Genomic DNA, 12717 nt, shown 5'->3' with positions numbered 1-12717 from the left:
TCACTCCAGGTCGAGGGTGGATCGGGGCCCGGTCGGTGTGTCGGTCGGAGGTTCAGGCGGGACGGGCAGACTGCCTCCGGTGTCCAATGCGCCGCCTGTCGAGGCGTGGCCGAACTTCGCCTCCAGGAACCTGCCGTGCGCGATCAGCGCCTCGGCGTCGGCGCGGTTGGCGGCGTCGAGCATCTTGGTCATCGTCGAGGCGAGCAGCTCGAGCTGGTCGACCAGGATCATCAAGGCGGTCTTGCCGCCCTCGATCGGCCGGCTGTTGGCCCAGTCACGAGGCAGGCGCAGGTATCCCCCGACGGCCTCCGGGAGGTAGTCGGTGGCGGTGGCCACCACGGCGTAGGCGTCGGCACTGCCCCAGCCGAGCTGCGGGAGCTTGGGCAGCGTCTGGCGGATGGTGCGGTCGATGCGCTCGACGCGGGAGCGCACCACCGACGGCGCGGTCCCATCGGCGAGCATCGCCTCGACCCGGGCCAGCGAGGCCAGGATGTCGGCCTCCGTGGGGGCGCGCGGGGCTGAGACGGGCTCGGTCCGCTTGCGGCGCGACCTTCCCGTCAACCAGTCCCAGAACCCCACGCGATCTGCCTAGCCGCTGATGGAGGGGAGGTCGAGCTGGCCGCTGGCCGCCCGCTGGTCCTGCGTCTGCACCCGGGCGACGTACGCCTTGGACTTCTCGACCTCGTTCTCCAGGACGCCGATCGTCTCGGCCATCGTGTCGAGGGCCTTGACCTTGAACTCGTCGATCGAGTCCATCGTCGCGTAGATGTTGGCGAATGCCGCCTGGAGCTGCTCGATGCCGATCGAGGAGGAGGCAGCCTGCTCCTGGATCGCCGCGGAGTTCTCCTTGAGCATCTCGGAGGTGCGCTCGATCATCCCGGACGTCGTGGTGTTCAGTGCCGCGATCTGGTCGAGGACGAGCTTCTGGTTGCCCAGCGCCTGGGCCACGATGACGGCCGTGCGCAGGGCCGAGATGGTCGTGGTCGAGGCCCGGTCGACGCCCTTGATGAGCTCGATGTTGTTCTTGATGATGATGTCGATCGCCAGGTAGCTCTGGATCGAGACCGCGAGCTGGGTGAGCAGGTCCTGGTGCTTCTGCCGCACGTAGAACAACACGTCCTGGTTGAGCGCCTTGGCCGTCTCGGGGTCGCTGGTCTGGAGCTCGGCGATGCGCGCCGAGAGCTTCGCGTCGAGCCGCTCGGCGATGTAGACGTACTGGTTGAGGCGACCCATCGCGGCCCAGAGGTTGGTCTTCTCCATGTTGAGCGCGACGTTGTCGCGCTGGAGCTCGTCTTGGCCGTTGCGCAGCGAGTGGAGGATGCCGTTGAGCTGGCTCTGCGCCGACTGGTAGCGGCGGAAGTAGTCGACCACCTTGTCGCCGAACGGGATGATCCCGAACAGCTTGCGCGTGCCCGTGAGCTGGCTGGGGTCGAGGTCCTCGACCGTGCGACGCAGCTCCAGCAGCGTCTTGCCGACCTCGGATCCCTCGGACAGGCCGCCCTTCTTCAGCGCGGTGACCGGCTTGTCGAGCAGGCGGTTGGAGGTCTCGGCCGCCCTGCGGATGTCGGCGTCGCCCATGGTGCGCACGTTGTCGGCCTGGGCGGCGAACTCCGGGCTCTTGGGCTGCGCGGTCGCCAGCGCCGTCATGTAGGAGTCGACCTTCTCGTCGAGCACCGGCATCGCCTCGGCGGCCACGGCAGGGGCCATCTTGGGAGCAGCCGTCTCCTGCACCACCGCGGGAGCCGCCGGGGCCTCGAGGGTGAGCACCTGGTCTGGCGGCTCAAGGGGCTGGACCGCTGCTGCGGCTGGGGGCGTGGGGTCGTTCGTGGTCATGCCGTCTCCCGTTCGGACACCCGGGCTCCCGTCAGTTGTTCGTGACCCGGTGCTTCGTGGGAATCCTAGGGCCGACGTCCTCGCCTTCGTGGCGCGACGACCCGGCGGGCTCCTCACCTGGTCGGCCCGCTGCACGACCGCGCGGGCCGTCGACTGGCTCTTCCAGCCCCGTGGCGCATCATGGACGCGTCAAGAGAGGCCGCGATGATGCTGCTGCGTGAGGTCGTGCCGGTGGTGCTCGTGAGCGTCTGCGTACTGGCCGGCTGCTCGCCGGATGGCACCCGAACAGCGGACCCGACGCCGCCTGGGGCGACGGCGTCCACTGCCGCGCCGAGCGGCACACCGTCGGCCGATGCCGCCCTCGATGACAAGGTCGCCGAAGCGAGACGGCTGGTCGAGCGCGACCACGGCGTCGATCCGGCGGAGCTCGAGGTCGTGAGGGCAGAACGGGTGACCTGGCCCGACTCGTCGTACGGCTGTCCGCGCGGGGAGCAGACCTACGATCCAGGACCGTTCCCCGGCTACCGGATCGTGCTGGCCCTGGGCAAGCGTGACTTCACCTACCAAGGTGGCGAGGACACCGAGCTCCAGGAGTGCCTGCTCCTCGAGTAGGCAAGGGGTTTCGCGACCCTTGACACCACCAGTCCCCTAGTCATTTCGGGCCATTGCGGTCGCCATGCGTTCGGAGTGTGCTGTCCTGATCGGCTCGACCAGACGGGGTCCGGGCCTCTCACGCGCCACACACATGGGGGTGTCTGATGCGCGGACGTCTGCTTGCGCTCATTTCGCTGATTTCGCTTGCCACGCTGGGAATTCCTGCCCTGCCACAGGCTGCGGTGGCCACCTCGGTCCCGGCCGCGCCGGCCATCTCGGTGACACCGGCGACGGCGGGTCCCGGGGCCACGGTCACCGTGAGGGGCACCGGCTACACCGGGGACTGCGGCGTGCTCGTCTACTGGGGTTCGACCGACGGTCTGGTCCTCGGCGGCGGCAAGGTCGACAAGGGCGGTGTCGTCTCGGCCAAGGTGCGGCTGCCCGACGATGCCTCCGGGACGGGCAGCCTGGTGGCCGTCGGACGCGCGAAGGGCAAGGCAGGCTGCGCGGCGAACTCGGGCCACAGCGCCCGTGGCTCGGTCGCCGTCACCGGCTCCGCGTCGCCGTACAGCTTCGACGTGTCGCTCGAGAAGCGGCTGCTGCGTGGCAAGAGAGGCGTCGACCCGCGGGTGGCGAAGGCCGCGAAGAGGTCCGAGAAGGGTGTGCACGCGATCGTCCAGCTGAACGCGCTCCCGCGCGCCGGTGACCTCGGCAGGCTCTCCGCGGCCGGCATCAGGCCGCTGGCCTACCTCAACGCCAAGGGCGGCATCGGCACGGCGTACCTCGCGAAGCTCAAGCCGGGCTTCAAGACCACCGGTCTGGTGCGCGCCGTCTCGCCGCTGGTCACCGCCGACAAGATCGCCGTCGGCCTGGCGGTCAAGCTGGCCTCGGGTCCGGTCAACACGAGCGTGCGCTTCTGGAGCGACGTGCGGGCCGCCGATGGCAACGCCCTGCTGGCCAGCAAGGGCATCCACGGGATCCGGAAGTCCGGTGACACCATCATCGCGAAGCTGAGCCGCGACCAGGTCCTCGCCCTCGCGGGCTCCGACCTCGTGCAGTTCCTCGAGGCCCGGTCCGCCCGTGGCATGTACGAGCTCGACACCTCCCGCCGGGAGGCGAACGTCGACGCCGTGCAGCAGCTCGACACCGCGAGTGGCACCTACCTCGGGCTGTCCGGCCTGGGTGTGCAGATCTCCATCAACGACAACGGTCTCGACGAGCACCACAACGACTTCGACGGCCGACGCATCGGTGCGGTCAACCACCCGGCTTCGGGGGCGGCCGGCGCCGGCAACGACCACGGCACCCACGTGGCGAGCATCGCGGCTGGTAGCGGCGCGATGAGCAACCAGAACGACGACGCCAACAACCCCAACAACGGCACACCCTTCCAGTGGCGCGGCATGGCCCCGCAGGCCGAGGTCGCCTCGCTGCCCGGCTCCACCGGAGACGACCCGGCCACCATGTGCACCACGGCCGTCAACGGCCTGGGGGTCGACGTCAGCAACCACTCCTACGCCTACGGCGCCGACGGCGTGTACGACGGCGACCAGGCCGACATCGACGACATCATCCGCGGCGACGCCGGATGTGTCGGCAAGCTCGAGGTCTTCTCCGCGGGCAACGGCGGGCAGAACGCGCAGTTCGGCAACACCAGCGGCTACTTCGGGCTGACCAAGGCCTGCAAGAACTGCATCATGGTCGCCAACCTGCTGGACGGTCCGGCGGCAAACCCGGCCAACAACCCCAGCCTGAGCGGCGGGTCGAGCCAGGGCCCGACGCGCGACGGTCGCCTCAAGCCCGACCTGGCGGCCAACGGCACCACGGTGGTCGCGGCCGGCGCGGATGTCGACGGCAACCCCGGCAACGGCTACGTCACGATGAGCGGCACCTCGATGGCCACGCCTGTCGTGACGGGCGTGAGCGCCCTGCTGCTGCAGCAGTACGCCCAGCAGTTCGGTGTCGACATCGACACCAACGGGCCCTTGGCCTCCACCCTGAAGGCGATCCTCGTCCAGACGGCTCAAGACCTCACCGGCTCGGCCAGCGGCACGAACCCGGACACGGGCGCGGCCTCGGTGTACGGCGCCGGGCCGGACTGGGCGACCGGCTACGGGCTCGTGGACGCCCAGGCGGCCACCAACCTGATGAGGTCGGAGCGGTTCCTCGAGGACCAGGTCTCCACGACCGACGTGACCGACGAGTTCCTGGCGTCCGTCGCGCCCGGTCAGGCCCAGCTCAAGATCACCCTCGCCTGGGACGACCTCCCGGGCACGCCCAACGCCGACATCTCGACCCCGGCGCTGGTCAACGACCTCGACCTGCTGCTGGTCGGGCCCAACGGCGAGGTGGTCCGGCCGCTGGTGCTGCCGGCCGCCGCGCAGTCCGACTGCGACAACAACGCGGGCAATGGCATCCAGGCCGGCTGCGCCAACCCCGCCGCCGACCCCGGCCCGTGGCCCTCGACGGCGACGCCCATCAACGCCGCGCCCGGCACCGACCGGCTCAACAACCTCGAGCAGGCGGTCGTGGCGAACCCGGCTCCCGGCCTGTGGCGGGTGCGCGTCAGCGTGCTCAACACCGACACCACGGTGCGGCTGCCCATGGGCGGCGACCAGCCCTACTCGCTGGCCGGCGTCAGCACCGCGCGCGCCGACCTGTCGATCACCAAGACGGCCAGCCCGGACCCGGCCACCGCCGGCGAGCAGCTGTTCTACACCGTGGCCGTCCACAACGACGGTCCGGACGACGCGATCGGCGCCAGTGTCGTCGACGTACTTCCCGCGGGGGTCACCTACGTGACGACCGACCTGCCGGGCGGATGCGTCCAGGCACCGGCCGGCACGCTGACGTGCACCGTTGGCGACATCAAGTCCGGGCAGACGAAGACGTTCAAGATCAAGGTGTTCGTCGCACCCGACCTGGTCAGCAATGCCGGTGGCCCGACGACGATCTTCAACACCGCGAGCGCCCTCTCGCAGACCGTCGACGACGACACCACCGACAACTCGACCACGATCGGCACGATCGTGGAGGACAAGGCGGACCTGAAGGTCACCAAGATCTGCAAGCCGGACGACGTGCTGGCCGCGGGCAAGACCGGGCACTGCACGATCTTCGTCGACAACCTGGGGCCGTCCTATGCCCGCTCGGTCACGTTGACCAACGTGATCCTGGCCGACGGCACCTTCGCGGTCAGCAACATCACCGCCAGCCAGGGCACCTGCCCCGCGACCACCACGGTCGTGAGCGGTGGCCAGAAGTTCACGTGCGCGTTGGGCACCTTGGCCAACGCCAGCCCGACCACCGAGGGCCGGGCGACGGTCGCCTACGACTTCACCGCGACCGAGGCGATGGACATCAACGACCTGGCCACGGTGACCGCGGCGACGCCGGATCCGGTCACCGCCAACAACCAGGCCCAGGAGTCCGTCGCAGTGACGGCGGTGACCGACCTGCGGATCACCAAGACCGGTCCGGCCAACGTGACAGCGGGCACGACCGCGCAGTACGACATCTCGATCACCAACGACGGGCCGTCGACGGCGACGGGCGTGACGGTCCAGGACAACGTCCCGGCCGGCACGGAGATCGTCTCCGTGGCCGCCAGCAACGGCGCCACGTGCAACGCCGGCGTGCCGGGCAACGCGCTCCAACCGACGGTGTGCTCGTTCGGCAACCTCGCACCAGGAGCCAGCCGCACGATGACCGTGGTGATCCGCGTGCTGCCGGCCACCCGCGGGCCGTTGAACAACGACGCGCGAGTGGTGAGCCAGACCTTCGACGACGACCTGTCGGACAACCTGGCCACGACCGGAGCCGCGGCGGTCGGGTCGGCGGACCTGTCCATCACCAAGTCGGACTCGCCCGACCCGGTGGTTGCGGGCTCGCAGCTGACCTACACGATCACCGTGACCAACAACGGTCCCTCGACCGCGGACGCGGTGAAGGTCACCGACCCACTGCCGGCGGGGACGACGTACCTCTCCGGGGTCGACGGCAACGGCCAGACCATCTGCACGCTGGTGCAGTCGGCGACCGTCAGCTGTGACCTGGGCACGCTCCAGCCGGGGACGTCCGCGACCGTCTTCCTGACGGTCAAGGTCGCCGCCTCGGTGCCCTCGGGCACGGTGCTGTCGAACACGGCGTCGGTGACCTCGTCCACGCAGGACCCGGTCCCCGGCAACAACTCCGCGACCGAGACCACCGACGTGATCACCTCGGCGGAGCTGTGGCTGGACAAGGAGGCGACGAAGCGGTCTGGCAACCCCTCGCCGATCGTCACCTACACCCTGGTGGTCCACAACGACGCCGGGTGCGAGTCCGACGCCCAGTCCACTGTCAGCCCCAACTGTGGTGCGGGCGGGCCGTCGGATGCCAAGAACGTCACGGTCATCGACACCCTGCCGTTGGACAGGAAGAAGCTGGTGGTCCAGTACGTCTCACCGCAGTGCACCTACAACGCCACCACCCACAAGGTGACCTGCACCGCGGCCAACGTGCCCGCCGGTGCGACGGTGACCTTCGTGATCGAGGCCCAGGTGCAAGGCAGCGTCGGCACCATCCTCAACACCGCGACCCTGTCGAGCACCACCACCGACCCGGTCTCCTCCAACAACACCAACGCCGCATCGCTGGTGATGAAGGGGGGCACCGGCAAGAAGTAGCCGGGGGACGCCAGCGGGCGGGCCGATCGGGGGTTCCCGGTCGGCCCGCCCGTCTGCTCGCACCTCGTCCGGGTCAGGCAGAGCCAGCGGTGAGGTGGCCGATGCGGAAGATCACGAACTCGGCCGGCTTGACCGCCGCGACGCCGACCAGGCAGACCAGGCGCCCGTTGTCGAGGTCGTCCTGGGTCATCGTGGTGCGGTCGCACCTGACGAAGAAGGCCTCGTCGGGAGTGATGCCCTGCAGACGGCCGGCCCGGAACTCGGCGTACAGGAAGTCCTCGACGACGCGACGGAAACTCAGCCACAGTGGTTCGGCGTTGGGTTCGAAGGTGGCCCACTGGGTGCCCTGGTCGATGGAGTGCTCGAGGTAGGAGAAGTAGCGGCGCACGCTGACGTACTTCCACTCCGGGTCGGAGGACAGCGTGCGCGCGCCCCACACGAGGTAGCCGCGGCCCTCGAAGTGGCGCAGGCAGTCGACACCGGCCGGGTTGAGCTCCCCCTCCTCGCGGTCGTCGAGGAGCCGCTCCAGACCCACCGCCAGGCGGACCTCGAGGTTGGCCGGCGCACGGTGCACGCCGCGCTCGATGTCGTTGCGTGCGTAGGCACCGGCGACGAACCCGGAGGGCGGCACCCACACCTTGCTGCCGGTCGTCGGCTCGAGGACCTCGACCCACGGGTAGTAGAGCGCCGCGCGGCTCGAGTCGAGCTCGCTGCGATAGGTCAGCACCTCGGCCGGCGTCAACGAGTCCGGGGTGTCGAGCACGGCAAAGCGGTGCGGCAGCTGCTCGCAGTGCGCGACCAGCAGTCGCGTGACCTCCAGGCTGCGAGCTCCTCCTCCCCTGCTCGAGCCCGGTGCCGCCACGACGCTGATCTCGTCGACCTCACCGAGCATCGCCAGCCCGGCTTCGTACGACGACGCGTCGGTGCGGGCGACGTACAGCCGACGGCCGCCGTTCTCGAAGAAGCCCCGCACGGCATGCGCGAGATCGTCCAGCGGCCCCGGGCCGCCGTAGATCCGCTCGAAGTCCGAGTAGCCGGACAGCATAGGCAGAGACCCTCGCTCAGGCCCTGACGGCGTGGATCCGACGAACCCGGCCACGCTGGTGCTCAGCCCGACGATGCTCGGCGGGCGAGGCGGGACCTCCTCGATGTGCATCCCGCCCAACCTAGGCTGCTGCGACCTGCTTGCGCACCGACCGAACCCTGAGGGCGACGATCCTCAAGAAGCGCAACGGAAGGCGCAGTCGCCAGCTCGGCCGGGCGGGGCGGTCGAAGGGCTCGACCCACATCCACCCCGAGACCAGCAACATCACGGCGAGGTGCCAGGCCGGCACCAGCAGGGCCACCAGCATCAGCGCCCAGCAGGCACCGAGGCACCAGGCCGCGTGGGTGGCGCCGAACCGCAGCGAGTCCCGGTCGGCCCGCCAGCCGAAGCAGGCCAGCGGCGGCGTCGCGCAGTGGCGGTTCAGGCAGGTCTGCTTGAGCGGCGAGGCCTGCCAGGTCACGGCGACGACCAGGCCCGCCAGCACGGCCTGGGCATCCTGCGCCGTGCCGGCCCGCAGCCAGGATGCGACCGCGAGCAGGAGTGCGCTGCCCACGGCCCACACGGCGGCGTGGGCCAGCACGACCAGCGCGACGGCTCGGCCACGTCGACGGCGTAGGCTTCGCACCCGCGCGTGCCGGATCGCCGGGATCAGCAGTGGCGCCATCATCGCGGTCAGCATCAGCAGCCCGCCGATCGCGAGCCCCGTCGCACTGCGGCCCGCCTCGTGGCCAGCGTGCCCCATGCCGGGCACCATCACGGCGCCGTGGCCTGCACCGGGCGCCGACCACGGCGGGTCCGCCAGCACGAGCAGCACCCACGCCAGCGCGGTGACGGCAACCACCGGAGTACGGATCCGCCGGCGCTCGCGGGCTTCGGGAGTCATCGCGGGTGTCAGCGACCCTGGCGGACGATGCTGATCCGGCCGATGCTCAGCTCCGACTTCCCGCCGGGCGGGCGTCGGGGCACGACCCGCACGGAGAGGTCGTCGGCGGCGAGCCGGCCTTCGCGGTGGAGCTCGTTGACGATGCCGGTCACCTCGAGCACGAAGTTGAGGCCCGCCCCGGCGTGCTCGTCGTCGAAGTCGCTCGCCTCGCTGACGCCGAACGGCGCGATGCTGCCGGCCAGCCGCTCGGGGTGCTCGGCCGGGTCCTCGTCGTCGCCGAGCCCGAGGTAGACGCTGAACGCCGTCGCATCCGAGCGCCCGCGGACGTTCTCGAGGTTGAGGAACACCCGGTCGGGAGCAGCCACGCCCTCCTCCCCGGAGTCAGCGGCATCGATGCGGTCGCCCACCTTCTGCCTGGCCGAGGAGTCGAGCCGGACCTGCGTGCGGCTCTCGCGGCCGGCCACCGGCACTGCCTTGTCGTTGGAACCCACGAGCTCGACCTCGGTCTCGGGCACGGCCACCCCTTCCTCTCCATCGTCGACGACCGGGCCTGCTGGTCCCGGGGGCGGGGGCGGAGCGACGGCCGGCGTGAGGTCGTCGTACTCGTAGCCCAGGTCCGGCAGGTTCATCATCTCCTCGGGGGTGTAGGTGAACGTCGTGCCGTCGGGCATCGGCGCGCAGAACGCGCGCTCGCCGGTGCTGGCCGGGCCCAGCAGCCACGGCTGCTGCGACGGGTCGAGGTGGGTGGTGTCGAGGTTCCAGCTCGCCCAGAGCCGGTCGATGTTGGCGTGGTGCAGCCAGAAGATCGGGTCGAGACCGGCGGTCCTCGGGTCGGCCATCGCGCCGACCGTCTCGGGCGGCTGCACGGACTGCCCTCCGACGAGACCGTGCACCCAGTCGTGGGGCTGCGTCTCGATCCCGCCATGCAGGGATCCGTTGTGGGAGAACCCGGTGTCGACACCTCCGAAGCCGGTGCTGCCGCCACCCGTGACTCCGGTGAAGTCCGGGTCGTTGAGCGCATCGAGGTTGACCTGGTCGGTGGGCACGAACACGTTGCCATCGCCATCGGGGCCGTACCTCTGCTCGACGTACAGCGGGTTGTCGCCCACGCCGTCGGGCCAGTCGGGCGAGCCGAACGCGGGAGGCAGCGCGTCCTGGCCGGGCTTGAAGTAGTTCCAGTAGGGCAGCGCCCAGTCCTCGGGTCCGCCCAGAGCGACGACCTCGGCGCGGATGTTGGCCTCCAGGGCGAGCACGTAGCCGCGGTGCCAGGGCAGGAAGTACCAGCTGCCGTGCTGGCACTGCCTCCAGAAGGTGCTGAAGTCCGCCTGGGTCGGCGGCGTGTCGGTCGCGAACAGGTAGCCGAGCTCCTGCCATCTCGCGGCGTTGAAGCCGTGCATCCCGGCGTAGAAGCGCCAGCCCGTCGGCTCGTTGAGACCTCTCGCCTTCATGGCCGCCACGCCCCGGGCGTACCAGAGGATCTCCTCGGCCCAGTCGTCTCCCAGTTCCCACACGTTGCGTCGTACGAATGTCATGGCTGTCCACCCTCATGTGCTGCGCGACCTTCGCGTACCTAGGTGAGGAGCGCCTCGCGGGAGGTCAGATACTCCGCAGGTAGTTCCCAGCGCGGGTCGTGCGGCTCAGCGAGCCTTCTAGCGCACGCTGTGCCACACAACCTGCTCCACCTACTGTGGGCGCGTGTACCTGTGGCGCTCACTCGCGGTGGGCGTGCTGGTGCTCGTCGTCGTCGGCGGCTGCTCGACGGACAGCGAGGTCTCGACGGCTCCGACCGCGTCCCCATCCGCTACCGGCCCAGTCTCGGCATCGGACGAACCGACGATCGTGAGCCCGACTTCTGCGGCGCCCACGGAGCCGCCGACGGTCACGATCGCCGTGGCGGGCGACGTCCACTTCGAGGGCGTCCTTCGCGAGCGGCTCGACGACCCGGCATCGGCTCTCCTGACAGCGACAGCGGCACTGGCCGAGGCGGACCTCGCCATCGTCAACCTCGAGACCTCGGTCGGCGTCGGTGGACGTCGCGAGCCGGGGAAGCGCTACACCTTCCAGGCGCCGCCCACGGCCTTCAAGGCGCTCGCCGCATCAGGCATCGACGTGGTCACGATGGCCAACAACCATGCCTTGGACTTCGGGCGCACGCCGTTGCCGGCGACCTTCCGGGCCATCAGGGCGGCGCGCTCTCACCGGCCGTCACTGGCCGTGGTCGGGCTCGGCAAGAACGCCGAAGCGGCCTTCCGTCCCGCGATCGTCGAGCGCAAGGGCGTCTCGGTGGCAGTGCTGGGAGCCTCGACGGCCGGGAGCGACCCGACCGCGGACTCGACTGCCCAGTGGCCTGCCACCGACACCCGCGCGGGGACGGCCGACGCGATCGATCCGCGCCGCCTCCTGCGAGCAGTGAGGCAAGCCAACCGCGACGCCGACATCGTGGTGGTCTTCATGCACTGGGGAATGCAGGGCGAGTCGTGCGCGGACGACGTCCAACGCACCTTGGCAGCTCGGCTGGTGCGCAGCGGCGCCGACATCGTGGTCGGCAGTCACAGCCACACCCTGCAAGGAGACGGTCGGCTCGGACGCAGCTACGTGGCCTACGGGTTGGGCAACTACGTCTGGTACACCCCGGGGTCCTCGCCCACCGGCGTGCTCACGCTGAGCACCCGACCGCCGACGGACCCGGCGCACCCGGCAGCCCACGCACGCGTCACGCGCGCAGTCTGGTCACCTGCTCTGATCGGCACGGACGGCCTGCCGACACCGGCAATTGCCCCCGAGCGCGAGGACTTCGCCAACGACCGAGCCAGGCTGCGTGCGTGCTCCGACCTCCGGTCCCCGTGAGCCGAGTTCACCTCACCCGAAGCCGCCGTCGGCGCGGACCACCGACCCGTTGAGCGCGGCCCCAGCCGGCGAGCAGCACAGCGCGATCGTCTCGGCGATCTCCTCGGGCTCGATGAGCCGGCGGATGCCCTGGTGCTGCGCGAGGTCGGCGGGCGTGGCCTCGTAGAGGTCGGCGGTCGCGGCGAGCATCGCCGTCCGGGTCGAGCCCGGCGCGATCGCGACGGCGGTCATGCCGGTGCCGACGAGGTCGGCGGCCAGCCCGCGCACGATGCCGATCACGGCGTGCTTGCTGGCCGTGTAGCCACTGAGGTGGAACAGGCCGCGCTCGCCGGCCGCCGAGGCGATGGCCACGAACCGGCAGCCGTGGGGATCGGGCCCGTCGAGCATCGTGGGCACCACCGCGGCCGCGGTGTTCCACACCCCGAGAACGTTGACGTCGAGCAGGGTCTGGAGGTGCTCGTCGGGCGTGCGCCACAGCGGCAGGCCGCCGACGACCACACCGGCGGCAGCGACCACGGCGTCCAGCCGCCCGAACCGGTCGATGGTGGCGTTGACCGCCAGGTCGAGCGCCTCCCGGTCACGTACGTCGGCACGCACGGCCAGCACCTGGTCCGGGTACGTCTCGGCGAGGGCCTGCAACTCGGCCGGCGTGGCCATCGGGTAGCCGACGCCCGGGAGGACATCGCCGCCGCGGCAGGCATCGAGAGCGGCGACGCCGTACCCCTGTCGGCACAAGGCCTCGACGGTGGCGGCCCCGATGCCGCGCGCGGCACCGGTCACCAAGGCGACGCGGTTGCTCGTGCGCTCTGTTGACATCCGGACCCTGCTCTCCTCGGACGTGGCACCGC

Annotated in this window: 9 protein-coding genes; 3 read left to right on the top strand and 6 right to left on the bottom strand. The window is 70.5% G+C overall.

Going from position 1 to position 12717, the window contains the following annotated elements; all coding sequences use genetic code 11:
* A complete protein-coding gene (locus tag ISU10_RS18720; RefSeq protein WP_194697955.1) occupies nt 1-579 on the bottom strand; it encodes a hypothetical protein in 579 nt (192 codons plus the stop codon).
* Nucleotides 580-588: 9 nt separating this feature from the next.
* A complete protein-coding gene (locus ISU10_RS18715; RefSeq protein ID WP_194697954.1) occupies nt 589-1833 on the bottom strand; it encodes a toxic anion resistance protein in 1245 nt (414 codons plus the stop codon).
* A 180-nt stretch (nt 1834-2013) separates the two neighbouring features.
* Between ISU10_RS18715 and ISU10_RS18710 the strand changes: the two genes are divergently transcribed.
* Both ISU10_RS18710 and ISU10_RS18705 read left to right on the top strand, forming a co-directional pair.
* Nucleotides 2014-2445 (top strand): DUF8738 domain-containing protein, encoded by a 432-nt coding sequence (locus ISU10_RS18710; RefSeq protein WP_194697953.1) that lies wholly within the window; start codon nt 2014-2016, stop codon nt 2443-2445.
* Between the two features lie 224 nt (nt 2446-2669).
* Nucleotides 2670-7094, top strand: coding sequence for a S8 family serine peptidase (locus ISU10_RS18705; RefSeq protein WP_194697952.1), 4425 nt, complete (start codon nt 2670-2672; stop codon nt 7092-7094).
* A gap of 73 nt (nt 7095-7167) precedes the next feature.
* On the opposite strand, the gene ISU10_RS18700 is transcribed toward ISU10_RS18705, so the two are convergent.
* The 3 genes from ISU10_RS18700 to ISU10_RS18690 form a co-directional block, all read right to left on the bottom strand.
* Nucleotides 7168-8139 (bottom strand): phage tail sheath family protein, encoded by a 972-nt coding sequence (locus ISU10_RS18700; protein WP_194697951.1) that lies wholly within the window; start codon nt 8137-8139, stop codon nt 7168-7170.
* Between the two features lie 121 nt (nt 8140-8260).
* Nucleotides 8261-9022 carry a copper chaperone gene (locus ISU10_RS18695; RefSeq protein WP_194697950.1) on the bottom strand — a complete coding sequence of 254 codons (762 nt, stop codon included), beginning with the start codon at nt 9020-9022 and terminating at the stop codon, nt 8261-8263.
* Nucleotides 9023-9030: 8 nt separating this feature from the next.
* Nucleotides 9031-10554: a tyrosinase family protein gene (locus ISU10_RS18690; RefSeq protein ID WP_194697949.1), complete on the bottom strand. Its 1524-nt coding sequence runs from the start codon at nt 10552-10554 to the stop codon at nt 9031-9033.
* A gap of 163 nt (nt 10555-10717) precedes the next feature.
* Between ISU10_RS18690 and ISU10_RS18685 the strand changes: the two genes are divergently transcribed.
* Nucleotides 10718-11869, top strand: coding sequence for a CapA family protein (locus ISU10_RS18685; RefSeq protein WP_194697948.1), 1152 nt, complete (start codon nt 10718-10720; stop codon nt 11867-11869).
* Nucleotides 11870-11881: 12 nt separating this feature from the next.
* Here ISU10_RS18685 and ISU10_RS18680 read toward each other — a convergent pair whose 3' ends face one another.
* Nucleotides 11882-12685, bottom strand: a complete 804-nt coding sequence (locus ISU10_RS18680; protein WP_194697947.1) for a mycofactocin-coupled SDR family oxidoreductase — start codon at nt 12683-12685, stop codon at nt 11882-11884.
* Between the last annotated feature and the right edge of the window lie 32 nt (nt 12686-12717).

It is taken from the genome of Nocardioides agariphilus (assembly GCF_015352445.1).
GTDB lineage: Bacteria > Actinomycetota > Actinomycetes > Propionibacteriales > Nocardioidaceae > Nocardioides > Nocardioides agariphilus.
This window is presented reverse-complemented; position numbering and strand designations above follow the sequence as displayed.

Excerpts from the sequence above, each read along its gene's own strand:
- ISU10_RS18715 (WP_194697954.1), bottom strand. The coding sequence starts at position 1,833 with ATGACCACGAACGACCCCACGCCCCCAGCCGCAGCAGCGGTCCAGCCC.
- ISU10_RS18710 (WP_194697953.1), top strand. The coding sequence starts at position 2,014 with ATGGACGCGTCAAGAGAGGCCGCGATGATGCTGCTGCGTGAGGTCGTG.
- ISU10_RS18700 (WP_194697951.1), bottom strand. The coding sequence starts at position 8,139 with ATGCTGTCCGGCTACTCGGACTTCGAGCGGATCTACGGCGGCCCGGGG.
- ISU10_RS18695 (WP_194697950.1), bottom strand. The coding sequence starts at position 9,022 with ATGACTCCCGAAGCCCGCGAGCGCCGGCGGATCCGTACTCCGGTGGTT.
- ISU10_RS18690 (WP_194697949.1), bottom strand. The coding sequence starts at position 10,554 with ATGACATTCGTACGACGCAACGTGTGGGAACTGGGAGACGACTGGGCC.
- ISU10_RS18680 (WP_194697947.1), bottom strand. The coding sequence starts at position 12,685 with ATGTCAACAGAGCGCACGAGCAACCGCGTCGCCTTGGTGACCGGTGCC.